10 protein-coding genes are annotated in these 18,197 nt (G+C 50.5%); all 10 read left to right on the top strand.

What is annotated here, in order from left to right; genetic code table 11:
• The first annotated feature begins 34 nt into the window (after positions 1-34).
• The 10 genes from H581_RS0129425 (at position 35) to H581_RS35755 (ending at position 17,935) form a co-directional block, all read left to right on the top strand.
• Positions 35-1,768, top strand: coding sequence for an extracellular solute-binding protein (locus H581_RS0129425; RefSeq protein ID WP_029192389.1), 1,734 nt, complete (start codon positions 35-37; stop codon positions 1,766-1,768).
• A 126-nt stretch (positions 1,769-1,894) separates the two neighbouring features.
• Positions 1,895-2,809 carry an ABC transporter permease gene (locus H581_RS0129420; RefSeq protein WP_051251479.1) on the top strand — a complete coding sequence of 305 codons (915 nt, stop codon included), beginning with the start codon at positions 1,895-1,897 and terminating at the stop codon, positions 2,807-2,809.
• A gap of 17 nt (positions 2,810-2,826) precedes the next feature.
• The gene (locus tag H581_RS0129415) at positions 2,827-3,714 is read left to right on the top strand and encodes a carbohydrate ABC transporter permease (protein ID WP_029192387.1); all 888 of its coding nucleotides are present in this window, start codon (positions 2,827-2,829) and stop codon (positions 3,712-3,714) included.
• Positions 3,715-3,755: 41 nt separating this feature from the next.
• On the top strand, positions 3,756-5,015 hold the full coding sequence (locus H581_RS0129410; protein ID WP_029192386.1) for a Gfo/Idh/MocA family protein: 1,260 nt from the start codon (positions 3,756-3,758) through the stop codon (positions 5,013-5,015).
• 26 nt (positions 5,016-5,041) lie between these two features.
• Entirely contained in the window at positions 5,042-7,009 is a 1,968-nt protein-coding gene (locus H581_RS0129405) for a beta-galactosidase trimerization domain-containing protein (RefSeq protein WP_029192385.1), read from the top strand.
• 54 nt (positions 7,010-7,063) lie between these two features.
• Positions 7,064-8,725 (top strand): DUF4091 domain-containing protein, encoded by a 1,662-nt coding sequence (locus tag H581_RS0129400; protein WP_029192384.1) that lies wholly within the window; start codon positions 7,064-7,066, stop codon positions 8,723-8,725.
• 39 nt (positions 8,726-8,764) lie between these two features.
• On the top strand, positions 8,765-13,453 hold the full coding sequence (locus H581_RS0129395; protein ID WP_169507558.1) for a glycoside hydrolase domain-containing protein: 4,689 nt from the start codon (positions 8,765-8,767) through the stop codon (positions 13,451-13,453).
• Between the two features lie 246 nt (positions 13,454-13,699).
• Positions 13,700-14,317, top strand: coding sequence for a PadR family transcriptional regulator (locus H581_RS35760; protein ID WP_051251452.1), 618 nt, complete (start codon positions 13,700-13,702; stop codon positions 14,315-14,317).
• Between the two features lie 50 nt (positions 14,318-14,367).
• Positions 14,368-16,131, top strand: coding sequence for an ABC transporter ATP-binding protein (locus H581_RS0129385; protein WP_029192382.1), 1,764 nt, complete (start codon positions 14,368-14,370; stop codon positions 16,129-16,131).
• Positions 16,106-17,935: an ABC transporter ATP-binding protein gene (locus H581_RS35755; RefSeq protein ID WP_036720491.1), complete on the top strand. Its 1,830-nt coding sequence runs from the start codon at positions 16,106-16,108 to the stop codon at positions 17,933-17,935. The genes H581_RS0129385 and H581_RS35755 overlap by 26 nt, the downstream gene beginning before the upstream one ends.
• Positions 17,936-18,197 lie beyond the last annotated feature (262 nt).

The raw sequence follows: 18,197 nt of genomic DNA, 5'->3' as shown, positions 1-18,197 counted from the left end.
AGGAAATCGCCATACTTCGAAAGGGAGGAATAGCATGAAGAGAAAGATTGCCGTCTATCCATTAATCTTTGCTCTACTATTTGCGTTTCTCATGTTGCCTGCATGCAGCAGCGGAGATAACAAGAATCAGAATCCGAATCAAAGCAATACGAGCCCGGAATCGTCATCCGGCGATAACCAAACGAATGAGACTGAAAATTTCGATCCATTGGGTAAATACGATGAGCCCGTAACGGTTACCCAAGTGCTCTCCTTCCGGCCTCCGGAAGAGGCCGACGCTCTTCCGGGCGTTAAGCCTGAAACGAGCGGTTTTGTCAAAGATTTGAAAGAAATGCTGAACATCGACCTCAAATACTTATGGAGCGTCCCTCAAGACCAGTTTGATCAAAAATTCAGTTTATCGATCGCGTCGGGCGATCTGCCTGACGTGATGCAGGTCGACTTGGTCACATTCGAGAAATTCCGTGAGCAGGGCATCCTGGCGGACCTCTCCGATGCTTATGAGAATTATGCGTCTCCCGCGCTGAGAAAAATCATCGAGAAAGATGATCGATTTGCATTAAACTCCCTCACGTTTGACGGCAAGCTGCTCGGCGTTACGGGAAGCGGCACGGGAGGAACCCAAATCGTGTGGATTCGGAAGGACTGGCTGGACAATCTCAAGCTGCAGCCTCCCGCCACATTGGAGGAGTTTGAGAAGGTAGCCGAAGCGTTCGTCAACGACGATCCGAACCTCAACGGTGCAGATGATACTTACGGCGTCATATTGAACAAAAATTTGCTTGGATGGGGATTCGATGCCAAAGGATTGTTCTACAGTCACGGCTCTTATCCGAACGCCTGGTTGAAGAGCTCGGACGGCAGCCTTGTCTCGGGAAATATTCAGCCGGAAACGAAGACGGCGCTTTCCACTCTGCGGTCGTGGTACGAGAAAGGGATCTTGGACAAGGAGTTCATGCTGGCGGATGAAGACAAGATCAGCGAGGATATCGTGGTCGGCAAGGTCGGAATATCATTTGGCGAATGGTGGTATCCGAACTGGCCGCTTAATCTGAGCAAGGATAACGATCCCAAAGCGGAATGGATTCCTCTTCAGCTGCCATCGTTCGAAGGCAAACCGGGGAAGACATTGAATCAAAGATCGATAAACAGTATTTTGGTCGTCAATAAAGAGGCGAAACATCCGGAAGCGGCCATCAAGATGGCGAACTACTTCCTTGAGATGACCAAGCCAAAGTATACGGACAAGGAAAGCCCGGATTATAAAGGGGCGTCCAACGGTTACGTTTATCAATGGTTTACGCCGAGATTTTATTACCCCGGAGTATTCGATCTGATCATGGAAACGGTCAGCGCCGCCGTGGAAGCGGGGCAGGAGAAGCTTGATCTGCCCGAGGACTTTCCGAGTGCGGGCGAAGCGCAAGCCGTATTCGCAAACGCGAAGAAATTCCAGGCGGATCCGGCAGACAACTCGGCCTGGGGGATGTGGTTCAGCCGCGGAGCCAGAGACGGCGGGGTCGGCTTCTCCAAGAAGGTTGTTGACGACGGCATGGTCGTGTGGGACGAATACTACGGACCTCCTACACCAACGATGATTGAACGGCGTTCTTCGCTCGACAAGATGAGAGACGAGACGTTTATGAAGATCATTGTAGGTTCTGCGCCTGTTTCCGATTTCGACAAATACGTTACGGATTGGAAGAAGCTGGGCGGAGACGACATTACGGCTGAAGTCAATAAATGGTATGCCGAGAACGCAAATAAATAACCGTATGATCCAACAGAAAAAGAAGGGGAATTTGGAGCAACTGCGCACCCCTTCTTTTTTTTCGCCAAATTTCATTGAAATCGGAGGTTTCCGGACGTGAACCAAACGACTGCGAGCACCAGAAAGATGCCATTGGCACTGCCGCGGAATCGACGGAGATGGAAGAAAGAGCTGCCGTTGCATCTCATGCTCATTCCCGGCGTCATTGTAACGCTGATCTATGCCTACGGACCGATGTTCGGGATTGTCATGGCTTTTCAAAAGTTTCAGCCTGCGCTCGGCTTTTTGAAGTCCAAGTGGATCGGATTAAAAAATTTCGAATACGTGTTTAATCTCCCTGATTTTAATCAGGTGCTGTGGAATACGACTTTCATATCCGTCATGAAAATTGTTTTTGGCTTGGCCGTTCCGTTAATGATGGCCTTACTGCTGAACGAAGTGGCAAAGAACTGGTTTAAGAGGATGATTCAGACGAGCATCTTTCTGCCGTTCTTTCTGTCATGGGCCGTGCTTGGCGGAATTATGATCGAGCTTTTTTCACTCAAAGGTCCCGTTAATGCCCTCCTCTCCATCTTCGGTGTTGACCCGATCATGTTTATGGCGAGCAACCATTGGTTTGTGACCATCATTATCGCGTCCGACGTTTGGAAGGGCATGGGGTATAACATGATTATATTCCTGGCGGCCATTGTCAGCATTAACGCGAATCTCTATGAAGCGGCGGAAGTCGACGGGGCGGGCAGATGGAAACAGATGGTACACATTACGCTGCCTGGAATGGCGTCCATTATCATTCTAATCTGTACGTTGAGCCTGGGAGGGGTACTCAACGCGGGATTCGATCAAATATTGATTCTGTATAATCCGATTGTGTACGAGAAAGCCGATGTCATCGACACCTTCGTCTACCGGCTGGGCCTGTTCGATCAACAATATGCGCCGGCGGCGGCTATCGGATTGTTTAAATCCGCTATCTCGGTCGTATTGGTATCGCTGTCTTACTACCTGGCATACCGATTCAGCAACTATAGAATTTTCTAGAAGGCGGGGGAAACCTATTGCATTTCTACAAACAGTCGGCAGGGAGGCAGCTATTCAATGTTATCAACCTTTCCTTCCTGACCATCGTAACGTTTATGTGCGTTGTGCCCTTCATCCATTTGCTCGCCGTGTCCTTAAGCTCCAACGCGGCCGCTTCAGCCGGTTCGGTAAAATTATGGCCGATCGGATTTACGCTTGAAGCGTACGGATTTCTTGGGCAAAAACCCGAGTTTCTCCGTTCGCTCGGGGTAACGCTGCAGAGGGTCGTTCTGGGGACGACGATCAATATGCTTCTAGTATTTATTACCGCATATCCGCTTTCGAAGACGTATGAGCAGTTCCGGTATCGCGTTTATTATGTTTGGTTTTTCGCGATTACGATGTTTTTTGGCGGAGGCCTGATTCCGACCTATATCGTCGTCAAGGAGACGGGGCTGATGAACAGTATTTGGGCACTCATTATTCCCGGCGCGCTTAGTGTATGGAACGCCGTATTGATGCTGAATTTCTTCCGGGGAATTCCGAGGGATATGGAGGAAGCCGCCTTAATCGACGGAGCCGGGCACTGGTCCATCCTATGGAAAGTATATTTGCCCGTTTCGCTGCCGTCTATTGCAACGATTGGACTTTTTACGCTGGTCGGGCACTGGAACTCCTGGTTCGACGGAATTTTGTACATGAATTCGCCGGATCATTATCCGCTGCAAACCTATCTATCGACATTAGTAACGTCTATCAATATTAAAATGATTACGGTCGAGGACCTTTCGACGCTGCAAAACTTAAGCGAAAGAACGCTCAGAACGGCACAAATATTCCTTGGCGCGCTTCCGATCATGCTTGTTTATCCGTTCCTGCAGCAATATTTTGTCAAGGGGATGACGGTCGGCAGCGTAAAAGAATAAGAGGAGCGCGTGATACCTAATAGAGAGGAAGAATTTCAACCATGAAACAGATTACCGTTGCGCTGATTGGCGCAGGGCTGCGAGGCGGCGTTTATACCGGCTACGCTCTGCATAATCCGATGGACATGAAAGTAGTGGCAGTGGCGGAACCGGATGCGGAACGCCGGGGGAGGCTGCAGCGAGAACACGGCATCGAAGATGAGATGTGTTATGAGAATTGGGAAGACCTGCTCGCCGGCGAGGCAATCGCGGATGCGGCGCTGATCTGCACGCAGGATAAAATGCACTTCGAACCGACGATGAAGGCATTGGCATCCGGCTATCATGTGCTGCTCGAGAAACCGATGTCCGCGAGCTTCGAAGAATGTATTCGAATGCAGGAGCAGGCGGAAAGACATAACCGCATGCTTACCATATGCCATGTGCTTCGTTATACGCGTTTTTTCCAGACGCTCAAGGGCTTGCTGGATAATGGCGCCATCGGACGATTAATGTCTATTCAGCACAATGAAAATGTAGGCTATTGGCATCAAGCGCACAGCTTTGTAAGAGGAAACTGGCGTAATTCGGGTGAATCCAGTCCGATGATTCTAGCTAAATCATGTCATGACCTGGATATATTGCTATGGCTGGCGGGGGCGGATTGCACAAGTCTGAACTCGTACGGGTCTTTATCCCATTACAAAGCCGACCAAGCGCCGGAAGGGGCGCCGCTGCGCTGTCTTGACGGGTGTCCGGCTGCGGATGACTGCGTTTATTATGCGCCGAAAGTATACCTGACAAGCAATCCGGGATGGATGGATATGGCGATCAGCAACGATCTCAGCTACGAAGCCCGCTACCAGGCGCTGCTTAACGGCCCATACGGCCGCTGCGTATACCATTGCGATAACGATGTCGTGGACCATCAGGTCGTCAGCATGGAGTTTGCCAATGAAGTAACCGCCGTTTTCACAATGACGGCTTTTACGGAGGAATGCAGCCGGACGATTAAGCTGATGGGCACAAAAGGAGAAATCCGGGGTTCGATGGAGAAAAACGAGATCGAAATCCTGCATTTTGGCACGGGCCGAAGGGAACTCGTTACTTTTACGGATCAGGGCGGCCATGCGGGGCATGGAGGAGGCGATTATGGATTGATGCGGGATTTTGTGAACGTCATTCGTCAGAACGGCAGCAAGGATGTGCTGACGTCGGCTGCCAAATCGGTGGAGAGCCACATGATGGCTTTTGCGGCTGAGCGCTCCAGATTGGAAAAACGAGTCGTCCGGTTGAATGAGTTCATGAAAGTGCAGGCGTAAAATCGAATAAAGGCAGGCGAAGGAAAATGCGGTTTCGACAGGTTCATCTTGATTTCCATACGTCCGAGGCCATTCCGGGCATTGGCGCTGATTTTTCCAAACATCAATTCCAGGAAATGCTGAAGCTGGGGCATGTGGATTCCATTACTCTTTTCTCCAAGTGCCATCACGGCTGGGCCTATCATCCCTCTGAAGCAAATGAAATGCACCCGGAACTGAAATTCGATCTGCTTGGCGCGATGATCGAAGCAGCGCATGAAATCGACGTGCAAACACCGGTGTATCTCTCGGCGGGATTGGATGAGAAGCTGGCCAGACGCCGCGTCGAATGGCTCAGCCGCGATAAAGAAGACCGCACCTATCCTTTTCTGGAGCCCGGTTATCATGGTTTCTGCATGAACACGCCCTACTTGGATGTGCTGGTGAATCAGGTTGAAGAAGTTGTGCGGAATTATGACGCCGACGGGATCTTCCTCGATATTGTCGGCGTTCAGATGTGCTATTGCCAATATTGCGTGGCGGCTCTTCTGAAGCGGGGGCAGGATCCGCGGAATGATGCGGCAGTGAAAGCTTTGGGTGAAAGGGTGTACGCGAATTATACGAACAGAATCAAGGAAGCCGTTCATTCCGTTAAGCCCGGCTTGAACATCTTCCACAACGGCGGACATATACGCCGCGGACGGCGCGATTTGGCACGGATGAATACCCATCTGGAATTGGAATCGCTGCCGACCGGCGGATGGGGCTATGATCACTTCCCGCTGTCCGCAAGGTATTCGCAGACAATTGGAATGCCTTTTCTCGGCATGACGGGCAAATTCCATACGACATGGGGGGAATTCGGCGGCTACAAGCACCCGAACGCGCTGCGGTATGAAACGGCGCTCAGCATCGCCAATGGAGCAGGGTGCTCGATCGGCGATCAGCTTCATCCGAAAGGGTTGATGGATGAAGCGACTTACCGGTTGATCGGTGCCGCTTACCGCGAAGTGAAAGCGAAGGAGCCGTGGTGTTCAGGCGTTCGGAATGTCGCCGATGTCGCCCTCCTTTCATTGGAGGCGGTCTCTTATGCCTCGGGCAACGGCAACCGCAAGGACGGTTTGTCTGCCGATCCGGACGCAGGGGCTGTAAGGATGCTGCTGGAAGGCAAAATCTTGTTCGACGTTATCGATACGGAAGCGGATTTCACTACTTATAAGGTGCTGATTTTGCCCGACGAGGTGACGCTTGATGCTTCGCTTGCCGGCAAAGTGAACGATTTTCTCTCCAGGGGCGGCAAGATTCTGGCTACCGGCCGGTCCGGCCTTAACGAAGGAGGCGATGCGTTCGCTGTTGACCTGGGCGTTACGTGGCTGGAGACGAATAGGTACAGACCCGACTATTTCCGACCGTATTTTCAAATGCCAGAGCTTGGGGAAGCGTCATTCGTATTTTATAGTCAGGGACAGAAGGTAGCGTTAAGCGGCGGCAAGGAGCTTGGCGCGCGCGAGAATCCTTATTTTAACCGGGACGTATTCCGATTCTGCTCGCACTTTCATACCCCTTCCTCGGGGGAATACGGCGGACCCGGCATGGTCGAAAGCGGGAACGGAATCTATTTGGCGTGGAATGTGTTCGAGGATTACGCATCGAAGGGCAGTATCATCTTAAAACAAACGGTGCTGCATGCTTTACGCCGCCTTCTTCCCGATCAAACGCTGCGTACGAATCTGCCGGCACAAGGCGTCGTCACCCTGCAGCGCCAAGATGATCACTCCAGGTATGTTAACCATCTTCTGTATGCCGTACCTGTACGGCGCGGGAAGAACACCGAGGTGATTGAGGATATCGTCCCGATTCACGAGGTCGAGGTGGAGCTGCGGCTGCCGGAAAAAGCGAAGCGGGTGTACCTTGCGCCGCAATCGGTACCGCTTGCCTTTGAGCAGCAGGGTGACAGGGTGAAATACAAGGTTCCCAAACTTGAGTGCCATCAGATGGTCGTCATCGAAGCATAAGCTTGCGGAATGGAGACGAATGGGGTGAGCGAAAACCGGAACAGGAGGTTTGAGATGGGTGAACATGAATTTCGGCTTGAAACGAGATGTCTGAGTTCGCTGGTTAAAGTCTTTGCGGATGCCGAGCTTGACGAGCCGGCTGTTCATCAAGCTTCGGCGTTAGGGAACGAAACGTTCTCGTTTCAGATTGCCTATAAAGCCGACCGGGTGATGAAGGGGATCCAGGTTCATATCCAATCGGAGCTGTCCGATCTCATTTCCGTCCGCCAAGCAGGACTTGTGCCGTCGGAATTGCCGGTATACGGGGATCACGACGGCATTATACTCCGTTCGGCGCCCGGATTGTTTCCCGATCCGTTATATCCGGTCCGCAAAGGCGCAGGCGTGACGGCTTTTCCCGGACAATGGCGGGCGATCTGGATTACGGTGGAAGTCAATGAGCAGGTCCGCCCGGGACTCAAAGAAATAACAGTACGTCTGGAGTCGGAGAACGGCGGGAAACTTGGCGAAGAAATATTTCGGCTTGAGGTCATTCCGGCCCTATTGCCGGAGCAGAAGCTCATTCATACCGAGTGGTTTCATGCAGACTGTCTGGCGACTTACTATCAGGTTGAAATATTTGGGGAAGAGCATTGGAAGCTCATTGACGAATTCGTGCAAAACGCGGCATCGCATGGCATCAATATGATTCTGACCCCTCTCTTCACCCCTCCGCTCGATACGGCGGTTGGAGGCGAGCGGCCGACCGTTCAGCTTATTGACGTTACGAAGGACGGCCCTCATTACCGGTTCGGTTTTGGGCGTTTGCGGCGCTGGATCGATCTATGCGCCGGCAGGGGCATAAAGTACTTTGAGTTCTCTCATCTTTTCACGCAATGGGGGGCTAGGCACGCTCCGAAAATAATGGCTGCCGAGGATAACTCCTATCGGCAAATATTTGGCTGGGATACGGACGCCGCCGGAGTAGAGTACAGGCTTTTCTTATCGCAGTTTTTACCCGAGCTTATTGCTTTTATCGAAAAAAACGATTTGTCCGGACGCTGCTTCTTTCATATTTCGGACGAACCGGGCCTTCATCATCTGGAAGCCTACCGCAGCGCGAGTCAGTTTGTAAAGCCATTTCTCGGAGGCATGCCCGTCATCGACGCGATATCCGATTATCCGTTTTATGAACAAGGAATGATCAATCAACCGGTATGCGCGAGCAATCATTTGGAAGGATTTCTTGACCATAACGTGCAGGATTTATGGACCTATTATTGCTGCGTTCAATATAAGGAGGTATCAAACCGCTTCTTCGCCTTCCCTTCTTTCCGCAACCGGATTCTTGGCATGCAGCTGTATAAATTCAACATAAAAGGATTTTTGCATTGGGGATACAACTTCTGGTATTCGCAATATTCGTTACGGGAGCTGAATCCATACCAAACGACCGATGCAGATGCCGCATTTCCTTCTGGTGACGCTTTTCTTGTTTATCCCGGGGAGAACGGGCCGGTCGAATCGATCCGTTTGGAAGTTTTCTACGAAGCGCTTCAGGATTTGCGGGCCCTTGAGCTGCTCGAAAGCTTTATCGGCAGAAGCAGCGTGCTGGAGATGCTGGAACGGGATTTGGATAATCCCTTAACCTTTCGCGCATATCCGAACAGCAGCGATTGGTTATTGGAGAAAAGAATGGAAATCAACCGGCTTATAAAGGAGCAGTTGATAAAGTAACGCATGAACTACATTCGGAATGAAAGAGAGGGAATAAAATTGCGAAATAAGATGCTATCCGTCGTTCTTGCCATAAGCCTGCTCTTGCCCGTTATGCCTGCCGCCTATGCAGACAGCGCCGCTGCTGAAAGCAATAAGATTGATCTGTGGGTGGAGAACGCATTGAAAACCGTATACCGGACGAGCGCCATTCCCCAAAACCCCTTGCTGAACATCGGCATCGTATCGGCCAAAAACGAATATGAAAGCGCGCAAATTGCCGTAAGAAGCGATCAGGCGTTTGAAATCACCGGCGTGCAATTCTCCGATCTTGTTACGGCGGAAGCCAATGTGATTGCCGGCAGCAATCTTGCCTATCATTTTGTGGAATACGAGGAGAAGGAAACGTCTAAAGCGAATCCCTTCTGGCCGGAAAGAGAGGGCCTCGAGCTTTACCCGCTGTCTGAGGTGCCTGATCCGTTATCCAATGAAAGCACCGCGGAAGTCGCCGCAAATGAAACGCAGCCGATCTTTATTACCGGCTATGTGCCATCCGATGCGGAATCAGGCAAGTACGAGGGACTTATTACGGTAAAAACCACGTTGGGGGATTATGCCGTTCCTATCCGCGTGGATGTGCATGATGTTACCATTCCCGAAGTTTCAAATACCGATTTTGTCAACTACCATTGGAACATGACCAACGGCTTTACATGGGACGGCGTCACATGGAATGGCAGCGGAAGCGAGGCCTATGACGTTGGCCAATATTACTACGGCGTGGAAACCTACAGCGACGAATGGTTCGGGTTGATGGATGAATTCGCCAGAGTCATGACCGAATACCGTACGAATATGGTTTGGGTCCGTACCGACCTTTTCTTGAATGCGACAGGCACGGACTTATCGGAATTTGTTGACGGGATTCCTGAAGACCTGGATTGGTCATTATTCGACAGATACGTTGAAACCTATATGAATAACGGCGTCACCCACTTCGCCAACCAGCATTTCATTCATTACTTAAACAAAATGCCGGCTGAAGAAAAACCGACGGCTGCATGGAATACGGCACTGCCTGATTCGCTGCCGGCGACCGACGCTTTTCTGACGAACTACCTGACTGCCCTGCACAATCATTTGAAGGACAAAGGCTGGCTTGGCGGGAACGGCATTACCTGGTATCAGCATATTCTCGATGAGCCCCAAAACGATGATCATAAAAATTGGTGGACATATGCCGCCAGAAAAATAAAAGAGATCAATGCGGCAACCGGTTCGGAATTCAAAACGATGGACGCGGATCCCGGCGCCCTGCTTCTGGCAGAGGGCTCCAAACCCTATTTGGACGTCATGGTACCGTATACGACGAAATTCCATGAGCTGAAGGATCAGTATCAAGTGGAGCAGGCCGCCGGAAAAGACATGTGGGTCTATACGATGGAAGTGAATCAGCCGCCGTGGCTCAACCGGTTTTGGACACAGCCAACCTTAACCGGAAGGCTTTTGTACTGGAATATCAGTCAAGAAAACGTTACTGGCCATCTGCACTGGGCATGGAACGCCTGGTATGTGGGGCCGTGGAACGGCGATTCTTATATCGTCTATCCGGACAAGGTCAATAGGACGGTAAAAAGCACGCTGCGTCATGAAGCGATGAGGGACGGACTCGAAGATTACGAGCTGCTGCATATCATCAAGCAATCAAATCCGGAGCTCGCCCAGCAGCTTGCCGACACGGCAGTGAACCGGGATGACCCGAGAAAGTATACCCTTGATCCGGCCTATGTTAAGACTCTTCACGATTATTCGGTCAAGGCGGCGGCAGGCGAGGATGTCGGTGAGATTCCGCAAAGCCCCAATCCTTATATCGGACAGGAACTTCCTATGGTGCACATGGCGGATAATACGGAAAGCGACATTCATTATTCGGGCAGCTGGTTTGCCAGAAACCGGCAGTTCGCTTACTTGGGCACCACTCAGGCGACAACGGGGGCCAATGCATATGCGGAATACACGTTTATCGGTTCCGGTATTGACGTGGTGGCCGAGAAGAACCAGATGTCCGGTAAAGCCGCTGTTTCCGTGGACGGGGCGGAACCGGTCATCGTGGATTTGTATGAGAAGGTTCAGCACGATTATTTCACGGTTTTCAGCGTCAACAATCTATCGGAAGGCGAACAACACACTATTAAAGTCGTGAACCTTGATGACAAAGAGCTGAGCATCGACGCCTTCCGGGTGCATATGTACGAAGGGCAGCAGATTTACGACGCTTCTCTCTCCGACCTGGAAATGACGGGCGCGCCTTCCTTCAAGTTCAGCAGCAGTATAACCAATTACCAAATCATGCTTCCTGAAGATGCTGACGCCATTGTCCTGACTCCGACGCTTATGGATGAAGGAGGCACAATTGCAATCAACGGCAAGAGCATTGGCAGCGGTATGGCGGCTGCAGCCAAGATTCCGGTCGGGAAGAGCAGCATCAGCCTGCTCAGTACCGCCAGCGACGGCGTTACGGCTAAACGGTATACATTGAACTTTTTGAAGGGAAATGTGAACGAAGCAGGGGCTAACGTCGCTAGAGACTATTCTGAAATAACGGCATCGGCAGTGCGTTCAGGCGACGCCGGCGTTACCTACGGTCCCGCGAAAATGGCTGACGGCAATTATGGCACCATGTTTGCCAGTTTGCAGGGTTATAACGATACGCACCCCTTCCCGCATGAGATTGTGATGGCGTGGGATGAACCGAAGGCATTTAATACCATTGTGATGGCGACAGCCTCCGGTCTCATTCAAGGGATCAACGATATTGATGTGCAGGTTTCAAAAGACGGGAAGAACTGGGTTACGGTAGCGCAAAGAGTTCCGCTTATTTGGAAGAGCGACAAAGACGACGGCCTGATGGAGCACACCTATGCCAATATTCCGGCAGTAAGCGACGTTTTGAAACTGAGAGTGCAGATTAACGACGCTTACTACAGATCCTGGAATATGTACGCCGTCTATGAATTGGAGCTGTACAGCCTGCCGGATAACGGCGAGATTGAAGATATTGCAATAACGAAGGAAGCTAAGCTGTCCGGATTGGAAATAACCGACTGGAACAGCGGCATGCCGATTGAGCTTCCGTTTGATCCGGGAGTCGGAGACTATTCGGTTGAATTAGGAATGGATTCGGATAAAATCGCGATTAAGCCGTCATTGGAAGGAAATTACGGCGAAATCGAGATTAACGGCGTTTCCGCAGCGCCGGGGAAGATCGCGGTCGCAGCTATACCGGAAGGCTTGAACGTATTGACCGTAAAGGCTATTGGCGAGGAAGGCGCCTTCAAAGAGTACAAAATCGCGGTCAAAAGAGTCAATAATCTTGCTTCGGCTGCTTCTTCCATCACCTTGGATAAGGCAAGGGAGGGATCGACGGATGTCTCCAATCTCATTGACGGCGATTATTCCACCGTGTTTACCAATGGAACGGGCAGCGTCTGGAGCGATTTTCAATTTCCGCATACCATAGATTTAAAGTGGGATACGCCGCAAATCTTCAATACGGTTACGATGGTCGTTCCCGACGGGGCAGTGGACCGCAAGCCGTCGGTACTCGCAATCAAAGCGAGGAAAAGCGGGGAAGATCCGTGGACCCAGATGATGTCCGACAACCATACATGGTACTGGGAAGAGGGAGGCGATTTGGTATTCTGGCCGCTTTATGAAGGGATCAATTCCAATAATGTTGGAGGATACCTTCAAGAACCGCTTCCGGTTCTGGCGCAGGAAGATATAACCGAAATGCAGATCGTCATTTACGACGGCAGATTCTATAGTTCGCCTTCCTACTATGAAATAAACGAATTCGAAATTGCCAATATAGCGTCCGATGGTCAAATCGTGATCGAATTGGTCGACACTCACACGATTACGGCAAGCGCAGGCGAGAACGGAGCGATCGATCCGAGCGGTGAAGTCACTGTGATTGCCGGCCGCAACCAAACCTATTCGTTCACGCCGGACGATGGTTATGCGATCGATAAGGTAACGGTAGACGGCATAGAGGCGGCGGTTAGCGATAGCTACACCTTTACCGATATAACCGACTCTCACAGCATTCATGTCACGTTCAAGAAGATGGTTAATGCTCCCGGCTGCTCTATTGCAGGCGGAAATGTCGGCGGTCATATACACATCGTTAAGCCTGCCGAAATCAGCGAAACGGCTGCAGACGGCAAAGTTATCGTTTCGGTTCCCGGCGATGTGAAGCAAATCGTGCTTCCTTCCAACACAGCCGAATTGCTCGGGCCTAATCAACTGGTTGTTCAGACCGACAATTTGTCATTAGACTTATCAGCGGAAACCATTAATCAGTTGGCTGATCAAGTACCCCCGGATGAACGGAAGGATAGCAGCATCGTGTTGACGATCAATCCGTTCTCTAAATCGGAGGAAAAAGATATTCTCGCCAAAGGAGAGGTCCTTAGCAATGCAAAGCTTAAACTATTCGGCGAAATATACGATTTATGTCTGGGAATCGTGACTAAGGACGGTAAAGCGACGAGTCTATCGCAATTCGAACAACCGGTTATCATCCGAATGGAAATGAAAAAACCCTTGAATAAGGGCTTGGCCGGAATTTACTTCATGCATGACAACGGCGAATTGGAATATGCCGGAAGTCGTTATACAAACGGAGAAATGGTCGCTGAAGTCAATCGTTTCGGCAATTACGCAGTGTTGGAATTTAAGAAATAATTTGAACGGAGACGTGCTTCTTCCCATAGAAGCGCGTCTTTTTTTTGCTTGGTGAAGTGTTCGTGCGGAGGATCGGAATTTTAAAGTACGATTATTTACTGGTTTATGTTGCGTAAAAAAACAGGGATAGAAGCGGATGTACTGAAACATAAGAATCGTTTTGTTGTTCGGTTGGCATTGTCAACTTACGATATATCGTATAGAATTGGAAATAATACGATATATCGCATGGGAGGCGAGCAGAGGATGAGTGACGGTTGGCGGCAGGATGAGCGATTATTTTTACATCTGGGCAATGAGAGAGAGACGTTTGGATCGGGACGGCGTTATTTCAATCGCGGCGGCGTAAAGTACGCTTTGCTGGAGCTGCTGGAGCAGGAGAATATGCACGGCTATCAAATGATGAAAGCGCTTGAAGAGCAATCGGGCGGAACCTATAAGCCAAGCGCCGGATCGATTTACCCTACTCTGCAGATGCTTCGCGATCAGGGCTTTGTTGAGGCTTCCAAGGTGGATGGGAAGAAGATCTTCAACATTACGGACGCCGGGCGGATTTACCTGCAGGAAGAGAAGGAACAGCCGGAACCGTCCGAGTCCGCCGAGCTGGAATCATCCGAACCCGCCGAACCGGAATGGGATCGCCGGGAACAAAATCCTGATGAGCATGAGAACGGCCCGCCGGATGGCGTGAGGCGGAATCGCAGGCTTACTCCCAAAGGCAAAGAGCTGATTCATCTCATGAAAGCCGCTGAACGTGCGGCGATGGCCGACGCGTCCAAAGCCGTGAAGCTGCGGGAAATTATCGCGAATCTGCGCGAAGCGCTGGTCCGAATGACAGCGGAACCGGAGAGCATCAGTGAATAACGGACATCTATGATCGTTAACAAACTATCATGATTGGAAGTGACCGTTTCTTGAGATCCAAACGAATATTAACCGATTTTTTTCGAAAAACGTGGTATATCTATTTGTTCTCCCTTCTCTTTCATTTGATTTCGAACTCAATTAATGTGTTTTATCCGAAAGTATTAGGCCAGTTTACCGACAGCCTGCAGCTGGGAGAATTGACGCGCGATTTAATTATCCATTACAGCCTGCTGCTTCTGCTGATCGGCGTCGGCCATGTTCTATTTAACGGCGCCGCTCAGTATTTAGTTATGTATGTAGGCAGGAAATTCGAATTTCTCGTTCGGGGCGGACTGTTTCGGCATTTTACCCATATGAGCGAAAGATTTTATTCGAAGAACGGCGTCGGTAAACTGCTCAGCTATTTTATGAATGACGTAACGGCCGTGCGCGAGTCGATTTCCATGGGCTTCAATCAGACGGCGAATGCTTCGATGCTCCTCATTGCAGCAATGGTCATGATGCTTGTCAGCGGCATTCCATATTACTTGATCCTTGCTTCGGTTATACCTCTGCTGTTTATCCCGTTCATCGTTGTTTATTTGGGTCCGATTATTAGGAAGAGGTCGCTAGAGGTACAGGAAGCGCTGGGCAAAATGACCGAAACGGCGGAAGAGCAATTCGGCGGCATCCGCGTGACGAAAAAATTTGCAGTTGAAGACATCATGCAAAGCCGGTTTGGCAAGACCGTAGAGAAAATTCGCCGCAATCAGCTGAGGCTTGTGCGGGTGTCTTCTTTTTTTCAAGCGCTTATCCCTTTTCTAGGCACTATAGCCCTTATTATTGCTCTTGCTTTCGGCGGTTACCTGACCATCACAAAGCAGATCACGCTGGGTAATTTCGTTGCGTTAACCTTGTATGTCCGTATGCTTATGAATCCTCTCCAGCAAATCGGCAACGTAATCAACTCCATTCAGCGCTCTCGGGCTTCGCTGGAACGGTTGAACGAGCTGCTGTCGCAGCAATCGGATATTGTGGAGCTGGAAAACGCAAAGGCCGTCGATTTATCCGAAGGAGGAATCCGGATTCAAAATTTGTCGTTCGCATACGGAAAGGATTCGCATCAGGTGCTCAAAGAGATCAATTTGACTATTAAACCCGGGACGACGCTCGGAATCATCGGCCGTACCGGCAGCGGAAAGACGACTCTGATGAAGCTGCTGCTTCGAACTTACGATCCGCCGGAGGGTGCGATCTGGTTCGGAGATAACGATGTGAGGGAGTTGACGCTGGAGAGCCTGCGCAGCCAAATCGCTTACGTTCCCCAGGACGGATTCTTGTTCAGTACAACGATAAGAGAAAATATTGCTTTCTTCAAGCGCGATACGGAAATCAAAAAAGTGGAAAAGGCGGCGCGCAATGCGCAAATCTACAATAACATCGCAGATTTGCCTAACCAGTTTGAAACCAGGCTTGGCGAACGCGGTTTAACGCTGTCCGGCGGCCAGCGGCAGCGGACCAGCTTGGCGCGCGGATTGATCAAGAATGCGCCGGTCATGATCCTTGACGATAGCGTCAGCGCGGTCGATGCCGTGACGGAGAAGGATATCATCGAATCGATTCAGAAGGAAAGAAAAGATAAAACAACGATTATTATTGCGCATCGAATCAGCGCGCTCAAACACGCGGATGAAATCATTGTGCTTGATGAAGGGATGATCGTGCAGCGAGGAACGCATTCGGAGCTGCTGGAGGAGCAAGGGCTCTATGCTTCGCTGCACGCCATACAAGAGGAGGGAAGTCAGCATGCGACCGGCACAAGCCAACCATAATTGGCAGGCGGATCAGAAGGGCGATCCGAATTTGCCTGAACAAAAGCCGCAATATGTCTCTGCCTTTCGTGCCTTGTCGGGCTATGTCAGACCGCATATCTGGGCGTTTATCGGCGTGTTCTGCTGTACGCTGATCGCTATTTTGTCCGACCTGCTTCAGCCTTTCTTAATGAAGATCGCAATTGATGACAATTTGTTGGCCGGCAAAAACGACTATAAGGGATTACTGACAATATGCGCAGTATATCTCGGTTTATCAGTATCCAGCTTTATTTTTACTTATGTACAAAATAATTTGCTGCAGAATATCGGCCAAAGCATCGTCTCGCGTATCCGCAAGCAGCTGTTCGGCCACATTATGAAGCAGTCGATGCGGTATTTCGACCGGATGTCGAGCGGCAGCCTCATTACTCATGTTTCAAGCGATACGGAGGCGTTGAACCAATTTTTTAATCAGGTGCTGCTCAGCCTGTTCCGGGACGGACTTACACTTATTTTCATTATCGTAATGATGTTCCAGCTGGACACGACATTAGCGTTATATTGTTTGATCCTGTTGCCGATCATCTCGTTGATCGCCATTTCCTTCCGGTCTTTCATGAGAACGACCTATCAAATCGCGAGAACGAGATTGTCCCGTATGGTAGCGTTCGTGGCGGAGAACTTATCCGGGATGAATCTGGTGCAGGTATTTCACCAGCAGAAGGAGCAGGAGAAGCAGTTCAACGAACGCAACGGCCTTTATTTCAAAGCGAATCTGCGGGAAATACGGACAAATGTCGTATTTGGCCGAACCTTCGATATATTAAGCAATCTATCCGTTGCCTTCGTCACCTGGATCGGGGGAAACGCGGTGCTTGGGCAGCATTTGGAATTCGGCGTCCTGTACGCTTTTATTACGTATATCCGGCAATTTTTCCAACCGATCAATACGATTACCCAACAGTGGAATACGCTTCAGTCAGCAACCGTAGCGATAACCCGGATATGGACCGTATTTGAAAGCAAGCCTGATGTCACCGACCGCGACGGGCGTGACGGAGAAGGAATACAGCCTGACAAGGTGAAGGGGCGCATCGATTTTGACCATATTTCTTTCTACTATGAAGAGGGCATTCCGATTATCCGTAATTTGGATCTTCATATTCGGCCGGGAGAGCTAATCGGTGTCGTCGGTACGACCGGAGCAGGCAAAAGCTCGCTGATCAGTCTGCTGTGCCGCTTCTACGACGTGAAGGAGGGACGCATCCGGATAGACGGAACGGATGTAAGGGATATCCCGCAAGCCGCGCTGCATCGGGCTGTCGGTCTGGTTCAGCAGGAGCCTTATCTCTATTCCGGCAGCATTATCGACAACGTAAGAATGTTCGACGAATCGATATCCCGCGAAGAGGTTATCGAAGCTTGCGAGTTCGTCGGAGCAGATTCCGTTATTCAAAGGCTGAAAAACGGCTATGATACGAAGCTGTCGGAGCGGGGGAGCGGCTTATCTGCAGGGGAGCGGCAGTTAATCTCCTTCGCGAGAATTATCGTGTTTAAGCCGAAGGTGCTCATATTGGATGAGGCGAGCGCCAATTTGGACTCTCACACCGAGCAGTTGATCCAAAATGCGCTTCATGTCGTATCGAAGAACCGGACGACGATCGTGATTGCCCACCGGCTGTCAACGATTATGCAGGCTGACCGGATTATTGTTATGAGCCAAGGAGAGATTGTAGAGCAGGGGAACCATAATCAGCTTCTGGAAAACGGCGGGCATTACCGGGAGCTTTACGAGCATTCGCAAGGGCATGTAGCGGTATAACCGCTGCATGCCGCTTAACGTTCATCGGCACGCGCCGCAAGGTCATTTCATATATAGGAGGCTGGTAAAGTGAGCTTGGTCGTAACAGTTACTTAAAGCTGAACCGGATGGCCGGTCGCAACCCTTCCAATTTCGGATCGTTCAGCCGGATTTTATAGCAATCCGTTTTTCTGTTGCGCTCTCTGACAAAACTGTGGCACACTATGAATATTACGCATGATGAACCGAGTGGCAAAGCATGCCCCGCCCCCTTCCTAATTTG

The sequence above is a fragment of the Paenibacillus harenae DSM 16969 genome (genome assembly GCF_000422465.1).
GTDB classification, from domain to species: domain Bacteria; phylum Bacillota; class Bacilli; order Paenibacillales; family Paenibacillaceae; genus Pristimantibacillus; species Pristimantibacillus harenae.
Note: the sequence above shows the minus strand (reverse complement) of the source record. Positions and strands in the feature narration are given on the sequence as shown.

Coding starts and splice junctions, on each gene's coding strand:
- H581_RS0129425 (WP_029192389.1), top strand. CDS start 35: ATGAAGAGAAAGATTGCCGTCTATCCATTAATCTTTGCTCTACTATTT.
- H581_RS0129420 (WP_051251479.1), top strand. CDS start 1,895: ATGCCATTGGCACTGCCGCGGAATCGACGGAGATGGAAGAAAGAGCTG.
- H581_RS0129410 (WP_029192386.1), top strand. CDS start 3,756: ATGAAACAGATTACCGTTGCGCTGATTGGCGCAGGGCTGCGAGGCGGC.
- H581_RS0129405 (WP_029192385.1), top strand. CDS start 5,042: ATGCGGTTTCGACAGGTTCATCTTGATTTCCATACGTCCGAGGCCATT.
- H581_RS0129400 (WP_029192384.1), top strand. CDS start 7,064: ATGGGTGAACATGAATTTCGGCTTGAAACGAGATGTCTGAGTTCGCTG.
- H581_RS35760 (WP_051251452.1), top strand. CDS start 13,700: ATGAGTGACGGTTGGCGGCAGGATGAGCGATTATTTTTACATCTGGGC.
- H581_RS35755 (WP_036720491.1), top strand. CDS start 16,106: ATGCGACCGGCACAAGCCAACCATAATTGGCAGGCGGATCAGAAGGGC.